This is a genomic window from Streptomyces sp. NPDC051310 (assembly GCF_044455245.1).
GTDB lineage: Bacteria > Actinomycetota > Actinomycetes > Streptomycetales > Streptomycetaceae > Streptomyces.
Map to the genome: position 1 here is coordinate 97589 of NZ_JBITEO010000020.1, position 25906 is coordinate 123494.

Annotated in this window: 21 protein-coding genes, 1 tRNA gene and 3 pseudogenes; 13 read left to right on the forward strand and 12 right to left on the reverse strand. The window is 68.5% G+C overall.

Annotated elements, in window-relative coordinates:
• Nucleotides 1–157: 157 nt before the first annotated feature.
• The 4 genes and pseudogenes from ACIA79_RS25820 to ACIA79_RS25835 form a co-directional block, all read left to right on the forward strand.
• On the forward strand, nt 158–304 hold the full coding sequence (locus ACIA79_RS25820) for a hypothetical protein (protein ID WP_399430712.1): 147 nt from the start codon (nt 158–160) through the stop codon (nt 302–304).
• A gap of 543 nt (nt 305–847) precedes the next feature.
• Nucleotides 848–1609, forward strand: a complete 762-nt coding sequence (locus tag ACIA79_RS25825) for a ZIP family metal transporter (RefSeq protein WP_399430713.1) — start codon at nt 848–850, stop codon at nt 1607–1609.
• A 249-nt stretch (nt 1610–1858) separates the two neighbouring features.
• The gene (locus ACIA79_RS25830) at nt 1859–2293 is read left to right on the forward strand and encodes a hypothetical protein (protein ID WP_399430714.1); all 435 of its coding nucleotides are present in this window, start codon (nt 1859–1861) and stop codon (nt 2291–2293) included.
• 146 nt (nt 2294–2439) lie between these two features.
• Nucleotides 2440–2811 (forward strand): annotated as a pseudogene (locus tag ACIA79_RS25835) (potassium transporter TrkA); the annotation flags it as partial.
• A gap of 117 nt (nt 2812–2928) precedes the next feature.
• Here the strand turns inward: ACIA79_RS25835 and ACIA79_RS25840 are convergent.
• Both ACIA79_RS25840 and ACIA79_RS25845 read right to left on the reverse strand, forming a co-directional pair.
• Nucleotides 2929–4059 (reverse strand): FAD-dependent oxidoreductase, encoded by a 1131-nt coding sequence (locus ACIA79_RS25840; protein ID WP_399430715.1) that lies wholly within the window; start codon nt 4057–4059, stop codon nt 2929–2931.
• Nucleotides 4059–7442 (reverse strand): LodA/GoxA family CTQ-dependent oxidase, encoded by a 3384-nt coding sequence (locus tag ACIA79_RS25845; RefSeq protein ID WP_399430716.1) that lies wholly within the window; start codon nt 7440–7442, stop codon nt 4059–4061. Before ACIA79_RS25845 ends, ACIA79_RS25840 begins: the two co-directional genes overlap by 1 nt.
• Before the next feature lie 288 nt (nt 7443–7730).
• Between ACIA79_RS25845 and ACIA79_RS25850 the strand changes: the two genes are divergently transcribed.
• Together ACIA79_RS25850 and ACIA79_RS25855 are read left to right on the forward strand one after the other, a co-directional pair.
• Nucleotides 7731–8642 (forward strand): hypothetical protein, encoded by a 912-nt coding sequence (locus tag ACIA79_RS25850; protein WP_399430717.1) that lies wholly within the window; start codon nt 7731–7733, stop codon nt 8640–8642.
• Nucleotides 8642–9625 carry a glycosyltransferase family 2 protein gene (locus ACIA79_RS25855; RefSeq protein WP_399430718.1) on the forward strand — a complete coding sequence of 328 codons (984 nt, stop codon included), beginning with the start codon at nt 8642–8644 and terminating at the stop codon, nt 9623–9625. The genes ACIA79_RS25850 and ACIA79_RS25855 overlap by 1 nt, the downstream gene beginning before the upstream one ends.
• A gap of 47 nt (nt 9626–9672) precedes the next feature.
• Here ACIA79_RS25855 and ACIA79_RS25860 read toward each other — a convergent pair whose 3' ends face one another.
• From ACIA79_RS25860 to ACIA79_RS25880, 5 genes are read right to left on the reverse strand one after another with little or no spacing between them, the layout of a single operon-like run.
• Entirely contained in the window at nt 9673–10899 is a 1227-nt protein-coding gene (locus ACIA79_RS25860; RefSeq protein WP_399430719.1) for a 2OG-Fe(II) oxygenase, read from the reverse strand.
• Nucleotides 10896–12002 carry a radical SAM protein gene (locus ACIA79_RS25865; protein ID WP_399430720.1) on the reverse strand — a complete coding sequence of 369 codons (1107 nt, stop codon included), beginning with the start codon at nt 12000–12002 and terminating at the stop codon, nt 10896–10898. The genes ACIA79_RS25860 and ACIA79_RS25865 overlap by 4 nt, the downstream gene beginning before the upstream one ends.
• A gap of 23 nt (nt 12003–12025) precedes the next feature.
• The gene (locus tag ACIA79_RS25870) at nt 12026–13135 is read right to left on the reverse strand and encodes a radical SAM protein (protein ID WP_399430721.1); all 1110 of its coding nucleotides are present in this window, start codon (nt 13133–13135) and stop codon (nt 12026–12028) included.
• Nucleotides 13136–13140: 5 nt separating this feature from the next.
• Complete coding sequence (locus ACIA79_RS25875; RefSeq protein ID WP_399430722.1) at nt 13141–13416, reverse strand: hypothetical protein; 276 nt, start codon at nt 13414–13416, stop codon at nt 13141–13143.
• Entirely contained in the window at nt 13386–13790 is a 405-nt protein-coding gene (locus ACIA79_RS25880) for a hypothetical protein (RefSeq protein WP_031069236.1), read from the reverse strand. Before ACIA79_RS25880 ends, ACIA79_RS25875 begins: the two co-directional genes overlap by 31 nt.
• Nucleotides 13791–13912: 122 nt before the next feature.
• Between ACIA79_RS25880 and ACIA79_RS25885 the strand changes: the two genes are divergently transcribed.
• Nucleotides 13913–14365: a hypothetical protein gene (locus ACIA79_RS25885; RefSeq protein WP_399430723.1), complete on the forward strand. Its 453-nt coding sequence runs from the start codon at nt 13913–13915 to the stop codon at nt 14363–14365.
• A gap of 332 nt (nt 14366–14697) precedes the next feature.
• Nucleotides 14698–15177 carry a hypothetical protein gene (locus ACIA79_RS25890; protein WP_399430724.1) on the forward strand — a complete coding sequence of 160 codons (480 nt, stop codon included), beginning with the start codon at nt 14698–14700 and terminating at the stop codon, nt 15175–15177.
• 412 nt (nt 15178–15589) lie between these two features.
• On the opposite strand, the gene ACIA79_RS25895 is transcribed toward ACIA79_RS25890, so the two are convergent.
• Nucleotides 15590–15844, reverse strand: a complete 255-nt coding sequence (locus tag ACIA79_RS25895; protein WP_399430725.1) for a hypothetical protein — start codon at nt 15842–15844, stop codon at nt 15590–15592.
• A gap of 2006 nt (nt 15845–17850) precedes the next feature.
• Here ACIA79_RS25895 and ACIA79_RS25900 point away from each other — a divergent pair.
• Nucleotides 17851–18384: a GNAT family N-acetyltransferase gene (locus ACIA79_RS25900; RefSeq protein ID WP_399430726.1), complete on the forward strand. Its 534-nt coding sequence runs from the start codon at nt 17851–17853 to the stop codon at nt 18382–18384.
• 889 nt (nt 18385–19273) lie between these two features.
• Here ACIA79_RS25900 and ACIA79_RS25905 read toward each other — a convergent pair.
• Nucleotides 19274–19350, reverse strand: a tRNA-Trp gene (locus ACIA79_RS25905).
• A 634-nt stretch (nt 19351–19984) separates the two neighbouring features.
• On the reverse strand, nt 19985–20605 hold the full coding sequence (locus ACIA79_RS25910; RefSeq protein WP_399430727.1) for a peptidase inhibitor family I36 protein: 621 nt from the start codon (nt 20603–20605) through the stop codon (nt 19985–19987).
• Between ACIA79_RS25910 and ACIA79_RS25915 the strand changes: the two are divergent.
• From ACIA79_RS25915 to ACIA79_RS25925, 3 genes and pseudogenes are all read left to right on the forward strand, one after another.
• Nucleotides 20560–20847: pseudogene (locus ACIA79_RS25915) on the forward strand (transposase family protein); the annotation flags it as partial. The gene ACIA79_RS25910 and the pseudogene ACIA79_RS25915 sit on opposite strands and share 46 nt — an antisense overlap.
• 293 nt (nt 20848–21140) lie before the next feature.
• Nucleotides 21141–21263, forward strand: a complete 123-nt coding sequence (locus tag ACIA79_RS25920) for a hypothetical protein (protein WP_399430728.1) — start codon at nt 21141–21143, stop codon at nt 21261–21263.
• Nucleotides 21264–21380: 117 nt separating this feature from the next.
• Nucleotides 21381–21554: a hypothetical protein gene (locus ACIA79_RS25925; protein ID WP_399430729.1), complete on the forward strand. Its 174-nt coding sequence runs from the start codon at nt 21381–21383 to the stop codon at nt 21552–21554.
• A 186-nt stretch (nt 21555–21740) separates the two neighbouring features.
• On the opposite strand, the gene ACIA79_RS25930 is transcribed toward ACIA79_RS25925, so the two are convergent.
• Complete coding sequence (locus ACIA79_RS25930; RefSeq protein WP_399430731.1) at nt 21741–23267, reverse strand: RICIN domain-containing protein; 1527 nt, start codon at nt 23265–23267, stop codon at nt 21741–21743.
• 1097 nt (nt 23268–24364) lie between these two features.
• Here ACIA79_RS25930 and ACIA79_RS25935 point away from each other — a divergent pair.
• Nucleotides 24365–25336: pseudogene (locus ACIA79_RS25935) on the forward strand (RICIN domain-containing protein); the annotation flags it as partial.
• A 53-nt stretch (nt 25337–25389) separates the two neighbouring features.
• On the opposite strand, the gene ACIA79_RS25940 reads toward ACIA79_RS25935, so the two are convergent.
• Nucleotides 25390–25893 (reverse strand): hypothetical protein, encoded by a 504-nt coding sequence (locus ACIA79_RS25940; protein WP_399430732.1) that lies wholly within the window; start codon nt 25891–25893, stop codon nt 25390–25392.
• Between the last annotated feature and the right edge of the window lie 13 nt (nt 25894–25906).

Genomic DNA, 25906 nt, shown 5'->3' on the forward strand with positions numbered 1-25906 from the left:
TCCGCGGAAGCCGGTTCGCACCCCAGGACTCGGCCGGTCCAGTGGCGGCCTGACCAGCAAGATCCACCTGGCCTGCGGCGCCCTGGGCCGACCGCCCGCAGGCTGCTGCTGCCGAACCGTGGCCCTGTACGGGACGCTCGCTGTCGTCATGGCCGGCATGCTCGCCAGCATCGGTCTCTACGCCGGGATCGGATACGAGCCTCCGCAACTGACCACGAAGCGGGTCGCCGGGACGTGGTCCGACGGCAGAGGCGGCACGCTCATCCTCACGGCGGACGGCAAGGCCACGGCGAGCCGCGTGTAGACGTTCCACTTCGACAGCTCCTACGAACCCGTAGTGCGCAAGTGCACCGGCGCGGGGACCTGGACGTACGACCCGGGCACCGGACCGTGGTCCCAGCACGTGGAGGTGTCCGTGGCCGACTGCGCGATGGGCACCTGGGAGGTCTTCGGCAGCCCGAGCAGCCGAAGCTGTTCGTGTACATCGGCGATCCCGACAGCTGGGACCTGTACATCCTGGAACGCCGCCATTAGAGCGTTTCGTTCAAAAAGTAGGCGGAGCAAGCATGGACGTTGAGATCCAGCCGCACGTCGGCGTGGGACCGCTCCGGTTCGGTATTCCCTTCGACGAAGCGATGGAGATTGGTGCAAGGTTGGGCCGGATCAGCGCTCAGCCCGGACGCGAGCGGCCTCCGGGGGTGTTCGCGGTACTTCGACTACGTCCTGGTCGCCACGAGGCCTGTCTCATGACGTGGCGGTCGGCGGCGAGGCGCGGCGCGTGAGCGACGCTCACGCCTGATTTACGCAGGCCAGCGGTCTCGACGCTGCGGAGGTGGGCCGGGACCGCATGGCTGAGGTGGTGCAGGCAGGACTTTGGGGTTTGCTGGCGGGCTCGGCACTGCTGCTGGGCGCGGTGATCGGCTTCGGCGTGCGGGTGCCGCAGAAGGTGATCGCCACGGTGATGGCCTTCGGCGCGGGCGTGCTGATCTCCGCCGTCTCCTTCGAGCTGGTCGGCGAGGCCTACGACCAGGCCGGGCTGGGGCCGGCCGCGATCGGCACGATCCTTGGCGCGGGCGCCTACACGGTCGGCAACCTCTGGCTGTCCCGCCGTGGCGCCCGCCATCGGAAACGCTCTGGTCACCACAGGTCGAAGGAACAGCCGTCCGAGGCTCAGCAAGGCGGTTCGGGGTTGGCGCTGGCGCTCGGGGCGCTGCTGGACGGGGTGCCGGAGTCTGCCGTGATCGGCGTGAGCCTGCTCGACGGCGGCGTGGTCAGCCTGGTAACCGTGGCGGCCGTGTTCATCAGCAACGTCCCAGAAGGGCTGTCGAGTTCCGCCGGGATGAAGCGGGCGGGCCGTGGCAAGACGTATGTCTTCGGTGTGTGGGGTGCGATCGCCGCCGCCAGCACGGTGTCCGCTGTCCTCGGCTATACCGTCGTCGGAGCCTTCTCCCCTGCCGTGATTGCCGCAGTCACGGCGGTAGCGGCCGGGGCGATCCTCGCCATGATTGCCGACACGATGATCCCGGAGGCCTTTAAGGACGCCCACCTGTTCATAGGACTGATCACGGTGAGCGGCTTCCTCGTGTCCTTCGCCCTCTCCCACGCCTGAGTCACGCACGTCTCTCTGCGGCGGCGGTTTGCCGGGTCGGGCCGGGCGAGGCGAGCTGCCGCTCCCTTGCCGTGCGGCTCTTTCCCATCACAGTCCCCGGCGCACGCATCACCCTCACTTCCTCCAAGGCCTTAGAAGCCCTGACCCAAAAATGATTTTGAATATTTGAGGTTACACAAGGAGGATGTGCGGGCCACTCATACAACCGAATCCTCAGCAGGGGGGAACCAGTTGAGCACCTTGACCCGCATGACTAGTCGACGCTCCATCGGACGCTTCGCCACCGCAGTTGTGGCCGCTACCGCAGCCTTGCTGCTTGCGGCCACTCAGGCCTTCGCCCTGGGAGCGACTCTGCAGCGGTCGCTCTACCTGACCAACACTCCGACTGCAGGGGCCTCGGCCTCGATGAGCCGGACGATCTACCTTGCGGCTGGCAACTATGGGTGGGACATCTCCACATCCGACGCGGGCAACAGTTACATCGACAGTCACGGCACACGAGAGATCTACCTCGCGGCCGGTACGTACGACTGGACATGCACGATCAGCTCGCCAGCGAACGGGTACTACAAGAACACCTGCTCGCTCAACATGGGAGCTGGTCCCGCTTACGTCCAGTCTGGCTGGTTCAAGCTCCCGCGAAGCGGCTGGTACAGCATGGACAGCTACCTGACCCAGATCTAGCCGAAATGAGAGGCGCTGGCCTCATACCGAGGCCAGCGCATTTCCCTAGTTGGATGGACGACTGCAGGCCCCTCGTCCGCGGCTGGCGGTGCTGCTCCCAGCCCCGCGACCGGGACGGGACTCGGCGCCCACTCCGGACCTGCCCCGCCTCCTCGTCATCGGCCGGAGCCATGATGGGACGCCAGTTCCTCGGCGCCATACCTGTCGAGCGCAGGGTCCTCCTCTTCGCCGCGCTGGAGGTCGCCGGCCGCCCACAGCTGCGGGGACGCACCGTCGCCGAGGCTTTCCGGCCCGGGGCCTGGCGCGTCTTCGCCCTTGACACCACCGCGCCCGCCGACCGGCGCCCCAACCTGGCCACCCCCCGCCCAGCCGACGGAGAACGGCACCCCACGGGTCTGGTCTGGGACCTTCATCCCGGCTGCGTCCTGAAGCCCGAGGACCGCGTCGTCCTCGCCACGACCCGTCGTGGCCTGGCCGAACTGCTCGGCAGACACGCGCGTGCGCGCACCGCCGGGTAGGAGCTTCGTTTCGCCGCGAGGACCGTCTGAACGACCGGCGCGCGAAGGGTGCACGTAACGCCTGGGCCCGAAGTCCTCACCTTCGCGGCAAGTGCCCGTGACGCCGGAGAGGAGGGATCATGACGACTCGAGGCCGGCAGCCGGGTCCGACGCTCCGGAGCGGCGTCTCCTCCAGAACGGTGTGTCCCACCGCCGCTCCCTCCCGTAACAGATGAGGCGGCCCCTCAAGAACTCGCTGTGGCTCGCCCCGACCAGTCCGGCATAAGCACTCAGAGCGGCGGAGTCGCCTGCCGCGTCGGCGTGAAGGGCGTCGGCCGCCGCGATGCCTGTGGCGAGTGCGGTGATGATGCCCCTCGCGGCGATCGGGTCGGACGTGGTGGCAGCGTCACCCACCGCGGCCCATCCCGGAGCTGCCGCGGGGCTGGTGCAGGACGTCGCCGTCCGTACGATGCGCAGTCCGGAAGGCGGGGCTGCCCTTGCGCGCCACACGCGTTGGCGAAGAAGGGTGGTCTCCTGCAGCGCCCCCCACCAGTGGTCCGGCCTGTGGAGCGCCTGCCCGGCGACGAGGTCGGCGTCCGTCATCGCCATGACGAAGCAAGCTCCGGCGGGCAGCGGCGCGCTGTACCACCAGCCGAAGGGCGCCGACTCGATCAGCGAACTCCGGGGCACACCGCGACCCGGCGCGCCGAACGGCAGGCAGGCCGCGAGAGCGACCATACGGTCGGCCCTCACGAGGGTGGCTCCTGCCTGACGCGCCAGCCGTGCACCTGCCCCCGTGGCATCGATGAGGTACCGGGCCCGGATGCTGCCGTGATCGAGCGAGAGCTGCCAGCGGGCGCCGTCGCGCCGCGCCGACCTGACGCGGCCGGTGCAGACGCGAGCACCGGCCCGGCGTGCCGTGTCGACCAGCAGCCGGTCGAAATGAGTGCGATCGAGGTGCCACCCCGTTCCATAGGGGCTGAAGAGGAAGTCCACCTCATCGAGCGTGTCACCACCCCAGAGCGACTGATTGCCGAAGCACGGGGTGTGGGGCCCGGTGGCCACCGCGTCCAGCACGCCGAGGCGCTCCAGAAGAGGTCTCGCTCGGGACGCCAGGCTTTCACCGGGCTTCCACGGATGTCTGCTGCCCGGGTCGATGATGACTACGGAGGCACCGTGGTGTGCAAGGGTGATCGCGGCCGCGGCCCCCGCAGGCCCCGCCCCGGCAACGGCCACGTCACTGCACGCACCGGCCCACGGTTCACTCATCAGTGCACGGCCCCCATGCCGTACACGTGCATCGGCGGTTTCTCCGCGGCGCCGGGGGCCTTGGCCGGCAACGGTGCCGAGAGAAGAGGCCGGTTGGCCGGAGGCGTCAGGTCCGGCAGCGGACAACCCGCAGCGATCCAGTTGATGGTGATCTCGCGGCCGGTCGTCCCCGTCCCGGGCACCACGCCGGCGTAGGCCCTGCCCATGCTGGTCGACGGTGCGAGAAGGCCGAGGAAGGCGCTCTCCTCCGGGCGGCCGGGTGAGACGAGCTCGTTTGCTAGGTGGGCGACGGCGCTCAGGAGGAACACCGTGGGCTGGGTGAACCACCAGGCTACCGACTCGTGCCTTGTGCGGGTCGGGTCGCCGGGGTCGGGGCCGGTGATGCGGATGCCGGTGTGGGCGACCGAACCCGTCTGCCGCGGGCGCAGCGTGTCGACCAACCGGATCATTGCCTGCAGCGGTGAGAGGTGAGGGTGGCCGTCGGGGGGAAGGGCGAGTGAACGAGTCCACTCGCGCCACAGCTCGAGCTCGCTCTCCTCGAAGACTTTGTACATGGGCCCGGAGAACGTGGTCAGTTCGAAGAAGGGGCTCTTCTCCGGTTCCCCCGGCACGATCAGTCCCGACTCCTGGAGTTCCAGCAGAAGGCCGGGAGGGTCGAGGAACCAGTCGTTGATCGTGTTGCCTCCGAGCCGCTTGTCGTGGTGGTTCATGCGGGCGAAGGGAGCCTTGCGCTCGATCAGGCCGATCAGCCGCTCCTGCGGTGTCGGCCGGTCGGCCACCAGAGCTCTGAGGTCATCGGACAGGGTGCCGACGATGAGGAAGGCCACATAGCCGTCCCAGATGCGTCGCCAGTGCTCCTGTACGGCTTCATCTCCGCCGCTCTCGTGCACCTTGTCCAGGTAGAGCATGACCGCATCGCGGGCCTTGGCACCGTGACCCGCCGCCGCATTGTCGATGCCGATGTGCATCCTGTAGAACTGCGAACTGATGCCGTGATAGTCCAGCAGCCGCACGACCGGCACGATCTCCAGAACGTTCCACTCCAGTTGCAGTGTCATTCCGAGCAGTTCCGGAAAGAAGCGCTGGGAATGCTGGGAGATGGCCAATTGGAACGCGCTGGCCGTGTACGCCGAATCAAGCATCTCCGGGAGCATGGCGAACTGGTAGGAGTCGACCGGTGGAAGGTACAGGCCCACACTGTGCAACAGATCGGCATAGAGGTTGGAATGGTTCAGGGCGGGATCACCGCCGCCGATCTCGTCGATCCAGATGGAGAACAGCAGTGAATGGACCTCGTCGATCGGCCCCAGGGGAGTGATGTTGCGCAACCAGGCGCCGTCCAGAAGGTTGAACGGCGCGAATTGACGGATCCGCTCGATGACGTCGCTACGGGTACGGAGCGGGTCGAGTGCGGGGTCTGCGTTCTCCACCCGTTCCACGATGTCCGTGTAGATGAGCTGCAGCCGTGCTTCGAATGCGTCACGGGTGTACCGGAACGGACGCAGCATCAGCGGGAACAAGGGGTCGGTGGTCTGTGCCGCCCGGGCCTGGGCCAGCACCGCCTCCGCGTAGCGCTGGGCAGCATCCGCCTGCTCGGGGTACCGGTCGGGGTGTTGGAGCATGTGGAACCAGTCACGGTCGCCGAGTCCGACGTGCTCCGCGCGTTCGGTTTCGACCAGCATGGTTTCGCCCGACGTACCGGTACGGGACACGACGAAGCCGAGGCTGCTCCATTTCTCGACCATCTCGTTGTCTCCGGCGTGCGCGCGCAGCAGGGTCCAGCGCTCGGCGACCCTGTCGAGGTACTGTTGCTCGTTCTCGCCCGGCAGCGGATCGAGTTGCGGAGGGTAGACCGGCTGGACGCCGACGCCACGCGCCCATGGCCTGCGGTACACACTGAGCTCGGTGGGCTCCCAATGGGCCTCCGCCGTGCTGATGAGCCGCCGGTACTGCTCCTCGGGCAGGACGTCGTCCGGGCGTTGAGCCGGCCACCAGTGCGTATGGCACTCGTAGAAGTCGGCGTGCCACGGCACGGCCATATGCTTGGTGACATCTCCGGCCCGAAGGTCCTCACGCAGGCGGAACGGTTCCGACCAGGTCGACGGCTCGGCGGCGATGTACGTCATCTCGATGCCTGGGAAGAACGACGCCCCGACACATGCCTCGAGGGAAGCCCGGACCAGCGCGTGCGGTTGCTCGGCAAGAGGGAGGTCGCTGAGCGGAACCGCTTCGACCGGGCCCGTGCCGTCGGCGATGAATTCGCCTGCGGCCCATCGGCGCATTTGTTCGTACTGTCCCGGCAGGAGCGACGTCCAGGTGCGGGGCTTGCCGTCGGTCGGAGCTCCGTCGTCCCCCGCGAGCTGTGGCATGAAGGCGTAGTTGGCCTGGGTCACGTCCTCCGCGCCGGGCGTGCGCAGCCGGTCGAAGACCGCCTTCCTGACGCCCGAGTCCGCCGGGGCGTTCGATGCCAGGCGGGAAAGGAGGCCGGGGTTCAGGAAATCGCCCTGCGTGCCCCGGCCGTGCCCTCGCAGAGCGTTCCTGTTCACCCATGAGTAGCCATGGATGCGTTCCAGCAGTGGGCGGATGTCACGGGTGAACGACACCTCGCCGGCCTGCGGCAGCCGGCCGGTGCGCTCGGCGACATCGCGGGCGACGTCGTACAGGGTCACGAGATTCGACGTGTCGGGTGAGAAGTCGGGTGGAGCGACGATCACCCAGGCGGGCCTCACGGGAACCGTGCGGTGCTCGCCGACACGCACGGTAGCCGTGACCGGTCCGTCGGAGGTGTCGTCGTACCAGTGGTCGTTGTTCGCGTAGTGGGTCAGAGGGTTGTCCGGTTTCACGGAGGCCGCCTGCCCGAAGCCGCCCAGGACGAGGAGCCGCCCCGCCTCGTCGGTCCGCAGCTCCCCGAGGGGGACCGGCTTCCCGAGAAAAGTCCCGGTGTCGAACTGGGCGTCCGTGCCATCCGCGTCCGGGCCCTTGACCCGTCGCGGCCCCGGCGTGATCATCAGCGTCGCACGCGCCTGCGGATCCGCCGGATCGACGTGCTGATTACGCCGGTTCTCCAGGGATTCCGACTGATGGAACCGCCCGCGGAACTGGAACCACGCCGCTTTGGTGTTGGACAGCTCGACCGACCATTCCACGTCTGCATCGGCAGCCGACACCTCGCCGAGGACATTGCCGTCCTTGTCGAACGCATAGACACGAAAGCGTGCGGCCTGGCGCTTGATCCGTCCTTCGGGATCTTTGAAACCACCCTCCGGACGGACCGGGATGCCCGGTGACTCCGGCCCGACGAAGTACGCGTCCGGGCTGTTGCCGACTCGTGCGACGCCGACCGTCGGATGGATTTCGCAATGGGCGATCTCGTCAGGATTCAACCAGGCCTCCGTCAGGAACTGCGACGGCCGATGGACGTGCAGGCATTCCCCCGGATGCTGCCAGGGGGTCGTCGCAGAGTGGGCTGGAAACGTCCGCATGGTCGCATATGCGAGCGTCGGGGGGTTTGTGCCGCGCCGGGCAGGCCAACAGTAGAGATCAGCAGCTACGCTGCAACGAGGAGGGGAACCTTGCCGGTGTTCACGTCCTGGGAGAAGCCCTCTCCGGGAAACGGGCACCGGCTGATTCTGTGATGACGGAACCCGATTGGACATGCACAGGTGACCTCCTTGTCCGCCGAGCTCCCCCGGGGCGCGGAATTGACGATGCAACAGGCGATCCCTCCCTGGCACTTCGCCATGATGAACGACCAGGAGCGAAATCACGCCTATCGGCAAGCGATCGAGACGGCCGTTCGCCCCGGCGACCTCGTCCTGGACATCGGTACCGGCGCCGGTGTCACGGCGCTGCTCGCCGCTCGCGCCGGTGGTCAGGTCTTCACCTGCGAAAGCAACCTTCACACGGCGTTCCTCGCAGACCGGGTGATCAGCGCCAACGGCTACGGCGACCGGATCACACTGATTCCGCGCTCGTCCACCGAGCTCGTTGTCGGCCGCGACCTCCCCGGAAAACCGGACGTCGTCACCGCTGAGATCTTCGACTGCGGGCTGATCGGTGAGTCGGCCCTGCATGCCCTCGAGCACGCCCACCGCGAGCTCATCTCCTCCACCACGCGCCTCGTTCCCTCCGGCGGCCGCCTCTGGGCGCAGCTGGTGGAGAGCGAGAGCCTCCACGGGCTCAACCACGTCGATGTCGTGGAGGGCTTCGACCTGCGCCCGTTCAACGCTGCGAGCACGCGCGGTTACTTCCCGCGCCGGATCGACTGTCACCCCCATACCGTTCTGGCTCCCGCGTTCAGGCTTTTCGACTTCACCTTCGGTGAACCACCCGTTCCCCGCACCCGGCAGCTCACGGTCCCCGTCACCAGGGACGGCATCGCACACGCCGCCGTCATGTGGTTCGAACTCGACCTCGGCAACGGCATTACCGTGAGCAACCACGGCGCGGGTTCGTGCCACTGGGAGCAGGCAGTGCAAACCTTCCCCGCGCCGGTCACGACGAAGGCGGGTGCGGCCGTTCGCATCACGGCACGGCACGACCTGTGTGCACTGACCCTCGACGTCGAACGGACACGACTCTGATGGACCGGCGCACCGGGCAAGGGGTGACGGCAGACCCGCGGGTGACGGTGATCGGAGCGACGAGGAACGCACGTCCGGTGACCCGCCTGACGTACGCGTCGTTCCGTCGCCACACTCCCGAACCCGTTCGCGTGCTGGTGGCGGACAACGGATCCACTGACGGCACGCTCGACGATCTACGGCGACTCGACTGGGTGACCGTCTTCTCACTGGACGAGAGGAAGCGCCGTGCCCGGGAGGAGGCGCTGGAAGCGCGCAGGACGCTGCGGAAGCTGAAGAAGAAGATGGATGCGCTGTTCGCCGAGTGCCCAGCGGGGCAGCGTTCCTTGCTCGAAAAGCTCACGACCGGAGTGGAGATCGTGCTCCCGACCGACAGCGAGCTCTGCCAGCATTCCACAGCTCTCGACTGGCTCGCGCCCCAGGTGGACACGCCGTACTTCCTGCTGCTCGACTCCGATGTCGAGTTTCTGGCCCCGGGGTGGCTCAGCGATCTCGTCGACCTTGCGGAAGCCGAGGGGCTGGCAGCCGTCGGCGAATTCGAACCCGGCCGGTTTCCTTGCCAGGATCGCCTCGCGACCTACCTGCTCCTGCTGCGCACCGACGCATTCCGCGGGCTCGGCGTCCCCTTCCGCCAGGTTCTGCGGTTCGGCGACCCACGTGAGGAGGAGCGGTGGTACGCGCGTGCACGCCACCATGTTCTCGATCCGTCGGCTTTCGACGGCTTCCCGTCAGCGGCCTTCTACGACACGGCAGCCGCTCTCTTCGAGGAGATGCAACGGCAAGGAGTGCCGTGGAAGCCCTTCCCGCCCGGTGTCGCAGCCAAGTTCCGCCACCTCGGGCAGATGTCGTGGTCGGCCGATGCGCACGACGACTACGTCGGCGTCGAACTCCTGCGTGCACACGTGCGGGTGGCCGGCGAGTATGCCCGTACCCGTCTCAGGGATCAGTACGACGGTGGGCTGCCGGGCTGGCAACCCTGCTGACACTCCGGCCGCCGGCCGGGGCGCTGGTGGTGGGTCCTGCGATGTCATCAGGGGCAGAACGTCGCCCTCAGATCAGCGGCCGCGCGGGAAGGAACTAGAGGCCCGAACAGCTCGAGCCGGCCCAGGATTTCATCCATCTCGGCTCCGGACACTTCGACGTCGGGAACCTGCTCGCGCAGGCTGGCCCAGGAGATGAGGAAGACACCTGCCGCTGTGCTGCCGTCCAGATGGGCAGCCGCGGGCTCCCCGAGGATGCGAGCAGTGAAACGACCGCCGGAAGTGGGCCGGTCGGTACGGCGGTCGAGGGTCGTGTAGAGGTGAACGAGTTGTTCGGCCTTCGCGCCGATGACCTCCCGCAGTGTGGCCCGGGCGTCCGGGGGCAGGAGGGCGGTGCCGAGGCCCAGCGGTCCGTAGATCCCGTGGAAGAGCCCGGCCGTGCACACGTCGGGATCGCATCCCCAGGACTTGAGGATCGCATGCGTACCGAGCAGATGATCGGATAGTGGTCGCAGGCGTCCGGAGGTGGCAGCCCGCCGACCGGCATGCGGAACCTCATGGGCCCCGATCCGCTCCATGAACTGCCGTAGGTGACCGGGGAGAGCCCCCGCGTCCCGACCGCGGCGCAGTCCTTCGCGCGCATCCGCGGCCCAGTACGACAGCACCAGGCTGTATCTGATGCCGCTCCGTACCGGGAGGACGGAGTGGAAGGAGCGGTCGGACAATTCCATGAGCGCCGCACGGTTGTGCACCGGCCGCACGCGCACGGCGTCGTCCGAGGAGAACTGCGAGCGCTGGAGCATCAGCTCTCCCCCTGTGACGGGGGGAGTGGGGGACGCGAGCGAGATCACCGCTCGATGGGTCTCGGTGAGGCCGTGCGGTACATCGGTGTGCGTCCGGATGTACTGCCCCTCCACCAGCTTGTGCGCACTGACCTCGATGCGCCGCCGCTCCATCGGACGGCGGAAGACCTCCTCCAGCCGGTCGGCTGAGCCCAGCAGCATCGCGCTGGTGCAGGTCGAGTCGGCGAAGAGAAGATCCAGGAGGTTCACGCAGCGGTGCTGCTCGTAAAGACCGGTGTGCTCGACGGCCCAGGAGCCCTGTTTCTCGAGCCAGTCGAGGATGCGGGCGGCGATGTCCTCGTCGAGGAATCCGTCGATGAGAGCGTGCCGATACGGCTCCCGTGCGAGTGCGGCGGAGCCGGCGCACCGTTCGGGGCCGGTGGGGGCGGAGCCGGATCGGGATGTGGCTCTCGTATCACTCGTCCGGCCGGTCATCCGTGCTCGTCCGCCACGGGATGTGCTCGGACGTGGCGGATGAAATCGGCCTGCCCGCAGCACCCGCCGACGGGTTCCGGGTCATGACGCGCGGCCATGTACGTCTCCATGGGGCATCCGCCCCGGCACACCTCGACCTCGGGGCACTGTTGCAGCGACGCCTCTTCCTCCGCTCGCTCGGCAACGACCACCTTCATGTTCGGGCTTCGCCGGATGGCCGCGAAGTCCTGGTGCATGATGTTGCCCCACTGGTAGCTCGGGTCGCCCAGCAGGTAACAGCAATGGTTGACATCACCGTTGGCTTCGACCGTGTAGAGGTTTCCGAAGCAGTCGCCCGCGAACGTGCACGGCAACGAGCCGCCGCGGATCTTCGCCAGCCGGTGCCGCACCGTGGAGATCTCCCGGATCTCGATGCCCCGGTCGCCGTGAGCCCGCCACCGGTCGTACAGGCCGATCAGGAACTCCGTCCGTTCCTTGGTCGTGATGTAGTGATCAACCCTGGTGCCGGGCGGGGCATGGGGCTGCGGCTCGGGCATGGCGAAGTTGATGCCGTAGTCACGGATACCGACCTCTGCCATGAAGTCGAAGAGCGCGTCAGGGCCGAGGGCAAGTGCCTGCCGGTCCACCACCGAGATGACTCCCACACCGAGCCCCTCCGCGCGGAGCTTCGCGTAGCCGCGCAGCGCGCGGTCCAGGGTGGGACGGCCGGCCGCGTCCACACGGTGGCGGTCATGGACCTCGCGCGGGCCGTCCACGCTGATGCCGACCTGCCATTCGTACCGGCGGAAGAAGTCGATCCACCTATCGCTGATGTGGAGGGCATTCGTGTGGATCGAGTTGACGATGGGCTGTCCCGGGCGCCTGAAACGCCCCTGTACCGCCATCACCTTCTCGAAATAGTCGATCGGAACCAGCGTGGGCTCTCCGCCGTGCCAGAGGAACTCGACCGCCCGGTGCTCGGGGTCCCGGAGCGCCGCGGCCGTCATGCGGGCGGCCACTCGGAACGGCATCCTCTGATCCGGTCCTGACCGCCAGTCGTAACAGTACGAGCACCGCAGGTTGCACAAGCGGGTTACCTTGACAATGAGCCCGACGTCGCGCATCGCGCTGTTCTCCCTGTAGTCGGTCAACCTGATACGGCCGGAGCCGGTTGGGCGTTCTGCGGCGGGTTCGCACGGATGTGCGTGATGAGCGGTCGCAGGCCACAGCAGTCCTCGCGATGCCCCGCGTAGTGCTGACGTGATGTGTGCCGTACATGGGGGCACCAGCCGTTGCACACACTGAATTCGTCGCAGGAGCGCATCCGCTCGCGGTCCTGCGCATGGGCCTTGGACCGCTCGTGAAGGCCGGCATTCCGCCGGATGGCGGAGAAGTCGTCGGTGTTGATGTTCCCCCAGCGATAGCGGGGGTCTTCTCCGAAATAGTCGCAGTGGCGGACGTCGCCGTTCGGCTCGATGCGATAGACGATGCCGAAACAGCGACCCGCCAGGGTGCACGGCGAGGGCTTCCTGCCGTGCAGCGACTCCACGAGCGCGGCCAGTTCCCGGATGTGGATGTCCGGGCCTGTGTGCCGGCGCCAGCGGTCGTACAGGCCGATGAGGAACCGGGCGGACTGCCCGGGATCGACGTAGTGCCGCCCGTCGCCGTGCCCGATCGCATCGGCGAGGGCGTCCGGCATCACGAAATTGAGACCGGCGACGCTGATGTCATGCTGGATGAGGAAGTCGAACAGGGCTGCGGGGCCCAGGTCCAGGGCCGCCTGGTCCACGACGACTCCGACGCCCGGTTCGATCCCGTGGTCCCGCAGCCGCCGGAGCCCCTCCAGCGTCCGGGCCAATGTGGGGCGACCTGCTCTGTCGACACGGTAGCGGTCGTGAACGGCAGCCGGCCCGTCGATGCTGATGCCCACGTCGATGTGGTTGTCCGCGAAGAATCGCGCCCACTCCGACGTGATCCGCGTGGCGTTGGTCTGGATGGCGTTCCGGACCAGCTGGCCCGGCTGCCGGAAGCGCTCCTGCAGATGAAGTGCCTTCTTGAAGAAGGCGAGGGGAAGGACCGTGGGCTCACCGCCGTGCCAGTCGAACCCGGCCGAACGATGGTCGGGGTGGCCGAGCGTCCTGGCGACGAGCCGTGCAAGAGTGCTGAAGGACATGGTGTTGCCCTCGCCCGCGCGCCAGTCGTAGCAGTAGGTGCAGCGCAGGTTGCACAGTCGGGTCGCTTTGACGATGAGTTCCACACTGGTCATTCCGGCCGCCGAAACTCCGATTCGAGCTCACGGACGAGAGCTTCCTCCGAAGGGTCGAGCACGTCCACCTGTTCCACGCGCATGCGGTCGTGAGGACCGGCGTGACGCCAGGCGAGGTCGATGAGGATCGCGCGCTCCCTCTCGGAGAGTTCCGCATTGCCCCAGTCGAAGAGCTTGGCCGCCAGATCGGCCGCCGTCTGCTTGTCCGGCTGCACTGCCGAGGTCGATTCCATGCCGTTCCTCACCTCTGCCGCTGAATGAATCTCACCCACGACGGGCCTGCCTCCTTGATGTACACGCGCTTCCCGGGACCCTCCTGCTCGTACCGGAAGCGGTACAGGAGGCTCTCCAGAGGAACCTCGATGCTGAACTTGTTGAACTTGAAGCCGCGCTCCTCAAGACTTGTCGTGCCGTGCTGCACGTCCTCAGGAGGAGTCATCATGGCCTGCAGCAGGGCCTTTTCCTTGTCGTCGAGGCCCTCGCTCCATTGCTCGAGCTTCCGGACGAATGCCGCGACCTCGTCTTCCGAAATGCGTTCGTGTTCCTCAGCCATGACGGCCTCCCTCACATGGAGTGGTGCGCCGCCCCGTCGGTCCGCCACCTCGTCGTGGAACGGGAGCCGACCCGGGCGGGTGATGTTGATCACGCCCCCTCAGCTTCTCCCGCGCGTGGGGTCAACGCCTCGGGCGGCGCGCCGCAGAGGCAGCGCCGTGCGGGTGAAGCTGCTGTGCGAAGCCCTGCGCGCGGCACAACAGGGAAAGGCTGGGGTTGCTGCAGGTGCTGGACGGCGACGTCATCGCGCTGCACACCATGCGCTGGCCGGACGAGATCCGCGACTCCTCCGCCGTCGCCCCGCCCGCGGTAGACATCGGCGACAGCGAGGTCGACGGTGCCGTCGCGCTCATCGACGCCATGACCACCGACACCCTCGAAGAGTTCCGGGACGAATACCGCGAGGAGCTCGAGGAGCTCATCCACGCGAAGGCCGAGCACCGCCAGCCCGTCCCGGTCGGCGGCGCCGCGCCGGAGCCCGAGGGGCAGCTGGTCGACCTGATGGCCGCCCTCAACGCGTCCGTCGAGCAGGCCCGCGCGTCCCGGGGCGAGGCCGGGGAGCACGCCACGGTGCACGAGATGCCCGCCCCGAAGAAGCCCGCGAAGAAGCCGGCCGCCAAGAAGACGGCGGCGAAGAAGACGACCGCGCGGCGGAAGAAAGCGTCCTAGCCGGCGCCTCGTGCCGGGACTCACCGATCGCCTCGACGTGCGCGGTGACCGCCGTCTGGACCGTGACAGCAGGGCCGGAGTGCAGCTCCTCCGCGACGGTCAGAAAAATCTCGACGCCCCGCAGCTCCACTGCATTCCCGATTGATCATTCCCGCTTATGACTCTCATGCGGAAACCGGCCTTGTTCAGCCCGCCAGCCCAGGGGAAGGTGGTTCGCGGCCCGCCGTCAGAAGCCGTTGACCTGCTCCTTCGCAGACTGCCGGCCGCCCAGCTCTGCCTCACCGCACCATGGTTCCAGTGACCGTCATCATCACTCTCCGGAGGATTGCCTCGTGAAGTTCAGCCGCGTTGCCAGGCTGGTCACCGCCGCCGCCGGGTCCCTCGGACTCGTCTTCGCCGCCAGCTCATCAGCACACGCGGATGGTCAGTGGCAGACGTTCAGCACCAGCTCACGCTGGAATTGCGGGGTGACGAGCATCTCGTACCTCTCACAGAACATCCACTTCCAGACGTGCATCATCGCAAGTCCGGGGACTGCCGCTCAGGCTGCCCTCATCGTGCTCAACAAGGGAACCAAGGTCGCCAACATCACGGGACTCGTCGAGCCGAACACCATCAACGGCGGCGTAGCGGGGTTCTACTGTGACACTGCCCCTCTCCCCGGCGGAGAGCGTCGGGCCTGTTTCGGACCGAGTGTCCCCTTCTCGCAATGGTGCGGACAGCAGCACCAGGTGTACTCGACCTTCCACATGAACAACGGCGTCCCGGAGAGGACCTTCCCCGCAAGCTACGGGACAGATTGTCCCTTCTGATACCGCCAGCAGGTGCTGTCCATCGGGCCCGAAGGCAGGCACTGCCGCCGGGGGAGTGGCTGCGTCCTGTCCTGTCCTGCCCGGTCCGGAGCCAGTCACAGGGTCGACGAGGACACGCCGGTGCAGCGGCGTATGCGGGTCTGCCCCCACTTGTCCGTGCCACAGGCGTGGATGACGGCAGTGACAACCTCGAGCAGAGCACCTGTCGCCTGAGCGCCCCCGCAACGGGGCCTCGGGCTGGGCGCGATTCTGCGGGCGCCACGTCATTACGCGGGAGAGAGCGCCGGAAGGTCCAGCGGATGTGCGCGCACGCCGGTGCGACCGCCCGTGCCGCGTCCCGGGCCTGTAAGCAGCCCGGCTACCGGAGGGGCTGGGAGCAGTCGATAGCGGCACACCCCGCGACCCGGCCAGGTCAGGCCGTGGCCGAGTCGATGTGGCTCGGCTGCTCCGACGGCTCACGCGGCCCGTGTGCGACCCGCAGCACCGGCTGCGGCCACCGGTACGCGCGCACCGAGTGGGCGTCGTCCCGGACCGGCATCAGCACGAGGTAGACGGCCCGGCCGTCCGGAGCCGGGTAGTCATGGCGGGCCTGTACCTCGGCATACACCCAGCGCCGCCCGGTCCACACCCGCAGCGCGGGCCGGGGCCCGGGCACCCAGGACGTCACGCGCGGCCCCGGACCCCCGCTCCACGGAGGCTCCACCTGCGGCCGGGCCTCGCTGCCTGTCGTGTGGTCGCCGCCGTCTGCGTGGGCCGCTTTCCGTACGGCCGCCCTCCGTGTCGGGATCGTCAGGCCGCTTCCTTCCGCCGAGCTGCCGTTCAGTATGTGGTGTTCACGCGCCGTTCGGCCCGAGCTGTGTTCCGGCCGACTGCGGCTGGTCGTGGCGGGGGCCGCCGCGCCGCGCCGCGCCGCCTTCGCGCCTGGAGCGTGCGCGGGTTGAGGTCCTGCGTGCCGGCGCCGGGCCCGCTGGGTCGCTTGCCGGGCTGCCGCTGCGCCGTTCGTCCGTCGTACGGCACTTCGCGCGTGCCTGCGGCTCCGTCGTGCCGCCCTGCCGCCCGTCGTACGGCCGCCAGCCGAGGTCGCCGTACGGCCGCACCCCGCCTGGACCGTTCGCCGTCCGCTGCTCCGCGCCGGGGTCGCCATACGGTCGTGCCGCCGTACGAGGTCGTCGTGCGGTCGCCGCTCCGCTTCGCCCAGCGCCGAGGTCGCCGTACCCCGCACGCCTCCGCCGATGAGGTCGGCCAGGCACTGCCCACGGGCCCCGGGTCCGGCCAGGCCGGCCGCCGTCCGGCCTTCCGCCGCTCCGTGCCGAACGCAGCTCCGTCGTCCCGTGTCGGGGTCTTGGTACTCACCGCTCGCACGGCCGCGCGCTCGCGCGCCGTTCCGCCGGGTCGCTGCCCGCCGCGGGCGCGCGCGTGCTGCTGCTGGCCGGTCGTCGTACGGCCTGGCCGGCACCGCGTCGTCTTGCCGCCTGTTGCTGCTGCGGTCGCCGTTCCGCCGTGCGCCGTACCGCGCGTCGGGGCGGTGCCGTGCTGCTTGAGGTCGCCGCGCGTGGCCGGTGTCGTTGCCCCGCCGCCGGTCGCTGTGCCGGAGCCGCGCTGCCGCGCCCGCCGCTCTGTGCCTGGTTCGGCGATCCGCGCCACCGCCGCCTGCTGCTCGTGCTGGCACGGCAGCCCGCGCGGCCGCGACCCTGCTGCGCCGTACCCATGAGGTCCTGGGCCTGCCCGTCCATCCGCCGACCGGGAGATGGGCAGCGCCGGCGTGAAAGGCCCGCCACCGTCGCCGATTGCCTCATCCCGGCCGCCCGCGCGCAGTTCGCACCGTCATCCTCGCCCGGGTCAGCGCCGGCACTGGGCAGCGGCTCGCCCCGGTAGTCGACCCTGCCCCCAAGAGCAGCCCGCTCCCGGGCTGCGTCCACGTCGTCCAGGACGGCGATGCCCAGCCAGCCCAGGCCGTGCTGAACCGACGCCGAAGCCGCCAACTGGCTCACCGCCACGGCGGCCGAGGAGATCTGATCTCAACGCACCATGGACCCCGGGGGTCAGCCATGACGTCCCCGGGGGCCCGGCTCGGGGGTCGCATCGTCCAACGACGTTGCGACCCCCGCCGTCACGCGGTGGCTGGCTGCGGCTCCTCCAGCACGCTGGTGACCTTCCTCGCCAGCTCCGCGACCGTGGGGCGGGTAGCTGTCCAGCGAGGCGACGTCGTCGCACAGGCGGGCCTTCAGGCCGTGCAGAACGGTCTCGGTGAACAGCCTCTGCGGGCCGTGCTCCGCCTTCTGCGCATGCGTGGCGTGCCGCTTCCCGGTAAGGAACTGCATGCCGGATCAGGTCCCCGGCTCGCTTGCCTCCGCGGGAGCGTCCTCGCCGTACGACGTGCGAAGGGGCGGGCCGTCTGCCGGACCGCCCCTGAGTCGCTGTGTCCGGCTCCTAGAGCAGCAGGACGCCGAGGATGAGGCCGCCGATGGTGCCCTCCGGGCCGGGTGGCGCAGGAAACCGGGGAAGCTGTTGGCGAGTTCCGCCCGTCGACGAGTGGGACACCAGGAACAACCCGCTGCTGCCGGCCATGCACGCCGCGGACCTGGCCCGGTTCCTGGGCCTGTAGGCGGAGCGGGTGATGACATCGCGCGTGCGGGCGGGTGGGTGGAATGCGGAGTGAGCGACGATGGAGCCATGACCGAGATCCTCACGCCCCGCCTCCTCCTGCGCCGCTGGACCGACGACGACCTCGCCCCCATGGCCGAGATCAACGCCGACCCCGAGGTGATGCGTTGGATCGGTGACGGGTCCATCCATGATCTGGAGCGGACCGCCGAGTCCATCGAGCGGTGGGAGGAGGAGTGGGACGACGAAGGCTTCGGGCTCTTCGCTGTCGAGCTCCTCGGCTCCGGCGAGCTGATCGGTTTCGCCGGACTCTCCGTGCCCGAGTTCCTGCCCGCGCTGCAGCACGAGGTGGAGATCAGCTGGCGGATCGGGCGCCCCTTCTGGGGGCAGGGGTACGCCTCCGAGGCCGCCCACGCGGTCCTGGAGTTCGCGCTTCAGGACCGCGGCCTCGACCGGGTGATCGCCATCGCTCACATCTCCGATACGGCCTCCCAGAACGTCATGCGCAAGCTCGGCATGGCCCCGGAGCGCGACACGACCGACCCGCAGTACGGCCTCCCGCTCCGCGTGCACGCCATCGATCTCAGCGAGTACCAGGCGTGAGTCGGCGGCGGCCGTCAGGAACACCGGCTTCGTGAAGGCCTACCGCGCCCGCCGTTCGCGCTGGCCCGGGTCGGGCTGGACGCGTTCGCTGTCTCCGCTGCGCTCCGGCCTGTCCTAGCAGTCGCCGTGCTCTGCCCAGAGACGGCTGACGTGGCGACGGCGCAGGAGTGGCTGACATCGTAGACGCAGTAAAAAATGTCTTCGGAGTGAGGCAGCGTTTCGCGCCCGCCACTCGCCGACTCCGCGCGCTCGGGCTGGTCGCTGTACCGCGCCCGTCGTACGGGGGCCGCGCAGCTCTGCCTCGCTCGTCATCCGGTCGGCCGCTGCGCCGTTGTCCGCCGCTCTCGCAGGGCTGCCGCTGCGTGTTGGAGCCGCGCCGCCGCGGCCCGTTGTGAGGGGCCCCTGCGGGTACGCCGTGTCGCCAGCCGCGCCTGTTCTTCGGGAGCGGTGTCCCGCGCTGGGGTGGTCGTGTGTTCGTCGTCGGGCGGTGGGGCCGGTGGTGGGCGATCGGCGTACGCGCGCTGCTCGGCGGGCAGCCGTTGTGCGTTCGGGCTGGTCGTCCAAGTGCCGTTCGGGCGTTGCTCCGCGCGCTCGCGCGTCGGGGTCGCGCCGTGCCGCTGCCTGCCCGCTGCGACGTCGAGGTCGCCCGCCGTCTCGCCGCCCATCGTGGGGGCCTCCCGCGCCCCGGGGCCGCCCGCGCCGCCGTCCGCTGCCCGCTCATTGGCCTCAGAGGTCCGCCGTGCCGCTGGCCGCCCGCGGGCCCGGACCCTCAGCGCGTCGGCGGTGAGACGGGCTCGCTCGTACGGAGTCGCGGACCTTTTGCGGGGCAGGGGGTGCAGCACGACTTCAGCGCCCCCGCCGTATCGGCGGGGGCGCTGGACTGCTTGTGTGGCAGGGGTGACAGGAGTCGAACCTGCGACATCCGGTTTTGGAGACCGGCGCTCTGGCCATCTGAGCTACACCCCTTCGCGGACGCCAGCATGTCAGCCGGCCGGGTGTCGCACCATCGACTTTCCCGGCGGCCGCGGTCCAGCGCCGGGCCGCTGCGCGTGCCGGTAGCGAGCGCGCCGATGCGATCCGCCCCGCCGCTGCGTGCCGGGGCCGGTCCGGCGCTGAAGTCGATATTGACGGAGTTGCCACAGATGTACTGGCTAGCTGGAGTAAGGACGGAAAACGAGTCGTCCTGAAAGTCCGGACACCTAATCAGCTCAATGCGGAGTACCTGCGCCTCGACGCGGCCGGCGAAAGCGCCGTCAGTGAGCGGAAGGAAGGTCAAGGGGACTGGTGGTTTTCCAAGTACCCCGAGATCGCGCTTCCCGTCGAAGACCCGTTCGCTGAGGTGACCGTGCGGGTCGCCGTCGGCGGGGATACCTGGAAAGGCAGGGCGCGCGCAGCCTCACGGACCATTCGTCTTTCCCCGACCGGCGCAGCGTACGACAGGGAGACAGGCAAGAGACTGCCCTACAACCCGCTGTAGTTATGCCATGGGCCCGGTTCCCTGCCACCGAGCAGGGGACCGGGCCCTTTCATTTCCCCGCCCAGTGATCGCTCCCAGTCTGGATCGGTTGGCCCTGCCGTGGACGACCTTGACCTTTGGAAATCAGACCGGGTCAGCGCACCCCGGACAATGGTTTGCGCCGTCAGCAGCCCTGCGGGCCCACCCCGTCGATCCGGCCGCCGAAGTCGCCGAGGTAGCGGGAGCGCCAGTCCCCGTTGAAGACGTCTCTCGTTTCTCCACCGGGTTCCAGTTGATGAAACAGGCGCGGGTGGACGAGACGAAGGAGCCCACGTGGTCGCGAAGGGGGTAAGGAATGTAGCGATAGCCGCTGCTGGCGGTCCACTCCCAGTAGGAGCCGCTGAACCCTTCGCCGCTCCAAAAGCAGACGGAACCGGCGTGGCAGGAGGGCTGGGCGGCCTTGGCGGTCACGGTATGGGTGGGCAGAAGCACGGCGGTCAGGGCGAGGGCGGCGACCAGTGTCCAGGAGCGGAGCTGTTTCATAGGGCTCTCCAGAGAAGAGCGAGACGGGGTGGCCAGCAGGCGGTGCGCGGGCATCGTCATGATGAGCGCAGGCTGGCCTGACACGCCCGAGGACGCCTCCCCTTTCCCAATGTGAGGGAAGAAGTGAACGAGAGGTTGTCCCGTAACTGGTGGTGCGCTTGGTGGGTTGGTTGGGCATGGGCGGGGTGATCTCAGCGGGTGATCCCAAGTGGATCGAGCCATTTGCAGGGCTGCCCCAGGCGCAGTTCGCCAGGCTGGTGGCACTGGTGCGGCGGCGAGGGGGCGACGTGCAGCGCGGTCGGCCGTGGGGTTTGCCGCTGGAGGATCGAGTGTTGCTGGTGGTCACGTACTGGCGCACGAACCTCACGTTGCGGCAGATGGCGCCGCTATTTGGGGTCTCGAAGTCCGCTGCCGACCGCATTCTGGACCATCTCGCACCGTTGCTGGCCATCTCGCCCTCGCGCCCACCCGTGATCGCAGGAGAACGCTGTCCACCGCCGTGCACGAGCACGCGTGGAACACGCCCTGTCACGGCTGAAGAACTGGACCTCGCTGGTGCGGGGGAGCTCCACCAGGCGTGACGACAGCTCGTGCCGGCCGTATCGCAGCACCTCTTCCTGGGGGCCGGCCCGCTCCTGGCCGTGGAAGGCAGCAGCGACTTCATCTTCCTCATGCGCATGTCCGACCACTTGATCAGCCGGGGCCGCATCGGCCCGATCCCCAGCTGGCGATCATCCCGGTCGGCGGCATCGGCAACATGCTGGCCTTCGTCGCCGTCATGGGACGCCGACTGTCCGTCCGGGCGCTCATCGACGGAGCCGAGACCACCAAGGTGACCGCCAAGGTTCTCAGCGCTGCCGAGGCCGCCGAGGCCGCCTAAGTCGACACGTCCCACATCACCGTCATCGGCCAGCTCGACGGGCTCCCGGAGACGGCCGACATCGAGGACCTGTTCTCCACCAAGGACTACCTCTGGCTCTACAACAAGGCGACCGAGGTGACCATCAACGAGGAAGACCTGGTAATCCCCGACAAGCCCCTCCCGATCCTCAAGCGCACCGGGATCGCCCGGGAGAAGCAATGCAAGCCCCGAGACTTCGACCACGTCGCGCAGGTCGACGACGACACCCTCAACCGCTTCGAGACGGTCTTCAAGAAGCTCACGGCCTGAACCTGGAGACAGCACGAGACCCCGGGCGTGGCCATGGCAGCCCGGGGTTTCGTGCGCGTTCGACAGGTTCGACGCCCGCCGACGGCTGACGTCACGCCCAGGCCGTCTTGACCGAGGTCCCGGGGTTGATCGGCATGGTTTCGGCCACTGCGGGCAGGGACGGGATCGCCCCTGCCCCCTCGTGTGTCACACCGGGAGCAACTGCCACTGTCGGCCGCGGTGGTCGCCCTCCGACCCGTACTGCTTGATCACCGTGCGGGCATTGGTGTCGACTTGCAGGAGCAGACCGCTGTTGCGGTTCGCGATCTCGTACACCCGCGGGGTGTCGGTCAGCGAGCCCACGGGGATCAGCCGCCATTGCTGGTGATGTGCGTCGTCACCCCCGTAGGCGCGCTGCGCGACTACCGCCCCGGCCGTCTCCTGCGCTCCGACGACCTCCAGGACCTTGCCGCTGCGCACGTTCTCGATCGTGTACAGGACGTCGCCGTTGTCCTGGCCTGACACGACCAGGCGCCACCGCTGGTGGTCCCTGGGGGCGGTCAGGGCCTGGTGGATCTCGGCTCCGTCCTTGGTGGACTCACGCGCGGCCGCCATCCGCAACCTGCTCCGGACGTTGGCCCAGGAAACCACCGCGCCCGAGGCGGGGAGCCCGGCCATGGGTGCTGCCGCGATCTTCCGAACCCGGTGGTTGAAGTGGTCGGCGATATAGAGGGCGTCGACGCAGTTCACAGCGAGCCCCAACGGGTTGCGCAGCTGGGCCAAGGCGGCCGCATCGCCGTCACCGCCGAAGTCCGCGGTGCCCGTGCCGGCGACCGTGCTGATCCCCCCGTCAGCCGTGACCTTCCGAACCCGGTGGCCGTTGTATTCGGAGATGTAGAGGGTGCCGGTGCTGTCCACCACCAGCCCCGCCGGGCTGTATAGCTGGGCCGAGATTGCCGGGCCGCCGTCACCGTCAGAACCCTCGGTACCCGTGCCGGCGACCGTGCTGATCTTCCCCTCAGCCGTGACCTTCCGGACCCGGTGGTTTGCGTGGTCGGCGATGTAGAGGTTGCCTACGTTGTCCACCGCCACCCCACGCGGGCCATTCAGATGGGCGTCGGTGGCAAAACCGCCGTCACCGCCGAAGTCCGGGGTGCCCGTGCCGGCGACCGTGCTGATCTTCCCGTCAGCCGTGACCTTCCGAACCCGGTGATTGTCGGAATCGGCGATGTAGAGGATGCCCGCACTGTCCACCGCCACCCCACGCGGGGTATTCAGATGGGCGTCGGTGGCGGATCCGCCGTCACCGCCGAAGTCCGGGGTGCCCGTGCCGGCGACCGTGCTGATCTTCCCGTCAGCCGTGACCTTCCGAACCCGGTGATTGTTGCCATCGGCGATGTACAGATTGCCGACGCTGTCCACCACCACGTCGCGCGGGCCATTCAGATGGGCGTCGGTGGCGGAACCACCGTCACCGCCGAAGTCCGAGGCGCCCGTGCCGGCGACCGTGCTGATCTTCCCGTCGGTCGTAATCTTCCGAACGCGGTGCCCCTTGTATTCGGAGATGTAGATGGTCCCAGAGCTGTCCACCGCCATCCCATACGGAAGGTTGAGCCGAGCCGAAACAGCAGGCTCGTTGTCCCCTTCGCACCCTTCGACTCCGGTCCCTGCCACCGTACTGATCCGAGGGACGGAGTGCTCACCACCTGTGGCTGCCACATGGGCAGTGCTCATCGTCATCCCTTCACCGTTCACTGACCGTCGGCGCGTTCACACGCGAAGCAACCGTGCCGCCGGAGGCGCGCCGCTTCCATGCTGGAGGCCAGCGCTTCCCCGCCCCGGGTCTGCAGCGGGCAAACCCATCCATCAAGTGATCCGGAAGCACCACTCACCAGTCCGGTGAGCCTGCGCCCCGGCGTGCGCACCAAAGTGCGCCACGGAGAGGGCCTCGACAGCACTCCCCGAACGTCGCCTCCCTACCCTGGGACCAGCACAGCAGGGCCCGGTCAGGGCCTCAATGACGCCGGGCCACGACGGCACCGGGCTGCCGGGCGAAGACCGCTTTCACCGGTGCGTTCGCACAGCCCCTGGCACGTTCAACGTCACCGGCGGCGAGCTGGCAGCGCAACTACGTTGCCACCCAGTCCGCCGGGTACGGCGAGCCAACCGGGCCGCGTAACCGGGGCGCCCCGGAGGACCAGGACCACCAGGTTGCGACAGGGGTTGCGCCTACTGTTGCGCACCCCCAGGACACCCTTACGTCCGTGCAGGTCACCACGCGGTTTTTCCGTGGTCAGCTCGCTGACATCCCCGTCGCGGCCGCTCTGCCCATGTCCCTTGGCTGGAATGAAGGAGTAAGGGACGGGAGGGCGGGCGGTGCGGCCCCCAGCCGGGGACCGGGCCGTGCTCAGCCGGTTGCGCGTCGGCTGGACCGCCGCGCCTCGCCGCCGTCAGCCCGGCGGCGGAGGCCGGGACGGAAATCGCCAGCACCCCGATGCTGTCCTTCCCCAACCAAGGAATGAGGCGAGAAGGTCTCGCCGGATGGAGGTACTGCTGTGATTGTCCGCTGTCGAGGCGCTCTCCGCGCCCGTGCGCACGCCGGGGCGCAGGCTCACCGGACTGGTGAGTGGTGCTTCCGGATCACTTGATGGATGGGTTTGCCCGCTGCAGACCCGGGGCGGGGAAGCGCTGGCCTCCAGCATGGAAGCGGCGCGCCTCCGGCGGCACGGTTGCTTCGCGTGTGAACGCGCCGACGGTCAGTGAACGGTGAAGGGATGACGATGAGCACTGCCCATGTGGCAGCCACAGGTGGTGAGCACTCCGTCCCTCGGATCAGTACGGTGGCAGGGACCGGAGTCGAAGGGTGCGAAGGGGACAATGAGCCTGCTGTTTCGGCTCGGCTGAACTTTCCGTATGGGGTGGCGGTGGACAGCGTCGGCAATGTCTACGTCGCCGACCACGCAAACCACCGGGTCCGGAAGGTCTCGGCTGTCGGGAAGATCAGCACGGTCGCCGGCACGGGCGTCGCGGACTTCGGTGGTGACGGCGGCCCGGTCGCTTTGGCCAAGCTGAACGGCCCGCGTGGGTTGGCGGTGGACAGTGCGGGCGACCTCTACATCGCCGATTCCGGCAATCACCGGGTTCGGAAGGTGGTGGCTGATGGGAAGATCAGTACGGTTGCTGGCACGGGCGTCGCGGACTTCGACGGTGACGGCGGCCAGGCCGCCTCGGCTCTGTTGAGCTCGCCGCACGGGCTCGCTGTGGATTGCGCCGACGCCCTCTATATCGCCGACCACCTCAACCACCGGGTTCGGAAAGTCGCGTTGGCGGAGGTGGCCGGGCTGCCCGAGTCGGGCACGGTGGTCTGGTGGGCCAACGTCCGCAGCAGGCTGCGGATGGGGGTCGTGCGTGAGTCCACCAAGGACGGTGCCGAGATCCAGCAGGCCCTCCCCGTTCCCCGGGGGCATCAGCGGTGGCGGCTGGTCGTGGTCGGGCAGGACGACGGTGAGGCCCTGTACCGGATCGAGAACGTGCGCAGCGGCAAGGCGTTGGAGGTCGTCGGTGGGCAGGAGTGGGCCGGCGCGGTGGTCGCGCAACGCGCCTATGAGGGGGATGACGCGCATCACCAGCAGTGGAGGCTGATCCCGGTGGGCTCGGCGGCGGACGCTCCGCATGTGTACGAGATCGTGAACCGCAACAGCGGACTGTACCTGCGAGCGGACACCAACGCCCGCGCGGCGATCAGGCAGGACGGGGCGGAGGGCGACCACCAGTGCCGGCAGTGGCAGCTGCTGCCCGCGTGATGCCGAAGGGGGCAGAGGCGGTCTCGCCCCTGCCCCCTTCACGACCAGGAGCGTCACTCGGAGCCGGGCGGCTTGTCGGCGGTCGCCTTGGGTGCCTTGCCGGCTTCCGGCGCCTCGGGTTTCGCCGGCGTCTTGGGCATGCCGGTGTACTTGCCCTTGTCCGGATTGGTCTGCAGTTTCTCGTTCTTCTTCAGGTCGGGGTTGTTCGTCATCTTCGCATTCGACTGCTGCATGCCTTCGGACGCTGCTGTGGACACCGCGCCGAGATCCTTGGTGTACCCCGTCGGGCCGGCCGCCTCCTGGGTCTTTTGAACGAAGGAGCCGAGGAAGCCCATGATGAGGCGCGCTTCGGGCGACTGCTCCTGTACGACCTTCGCGCGCGAGGAAGCCCCGTGGATCGCATCGGCGGACAGGCTCGTGCTCTTGTCGTCGTACGTCGTGTCGGTGGCGTCCTCGAAGAAGTCGGGGTCCGCGGTCGGCTGCGTTCGGTCGCCGTGGGCCACGGAGAAGAACTCCGCGCTCTGGCCGGCGAAGCCGAAGATGCTCTTGAACACCATGGTGGTCACCTCT

Excerpts from the sequence above, each read along its gene's own strand:
- ACIA79_RS25820 (WP_399430712.1), top strand. The coding sequence starts at position 158 with ATGCTCGCCAGCATCGGTCTCTACGCCGGGATCGGATACGAGCCTCCG.
- ACIA79_RS25825 (WP_399430713.1), top strand. The coding sequence starts at position 848 with ATGGCTGAGGTGGTGCAGGCAGGACTTTGGGGTTTGCTGGCGGGCTCG.
- ACIA79_RS25830 (WP_399430714.1), top strand. The coding sequence starts at position 1,859 with ATGACTAGTCGACGCTCCATCGGACGCTTCGCCACCGCAGTTGTGGCC.
- ACIA79_RS25840 (WP_399430715.1), bottom strand. The coding sequence starts at position 4,059 with ATGAGTGAACCGTGGGCCGGTGCGTGCAGTGACGTGGCCGTTGCCGGG.
- ACIA79_RS25855 (WP_399430718.1), top strand. The coding sequence starts at position 8,642 with ATGGACCGGCGCACCGGGCAAGGGGTGACGGCAGACCCGCGGGTGACG.
- ACIA79_RS25860 (WP_399430719.1), bottom strand. The coding sequence starts at position 10,899 with ATGACCGGCCGGACGAGTGATACGAGAGCCACATCCCGATCCGGCTCC.
- ACIA79_RS25865 (WP_399430720.1), bottom strand. The coding sequence starts at position 12,002 with ATGCGCGACGTCGGGCTCATTGTCAAGGTAACCCGCTTGTGCAACCTG.
- ACIA79_RS25900 (WP_399430726.1), top strand. The coding sequence starts at position 17,851 with ATGACCGAGATCCTCACGCCCCGCCTCCTCCTGCGCCGCTGGACCGAC.
- ACIA79_RS25910 (WP_399430727.1), bottom strand. The coding sequence starts at position 20,605 with ATGGCTCGATCCACTTGGGATCACCCGCTGAGATCACCCCGCCCATGC.
- ACIA79_RS25920 (WP_399430728.1), top strand. The coding sequence starts at position 21,141 with ATGCTGGCCTTCGTCGCCGTCATGGGACGCCGACTGTCCGTCCGGGCG.
- ACIA79_RS25930 (WP_399430731.1), bottom strand. The coding sequence starts at position 23,267 with ATGAGCACTGCCCATGTGGCAGCCACAGGTGGTGAGCACTCCGTCCCT.
- ACIA79_RS25940 (WP_399430732.1), bottom strand. The coding sequence starts at position 25,893 with ATGGTGTTCAAGAGCATCTTCGGCTTCGCCGGCCAGAGCGCGGAGTTC.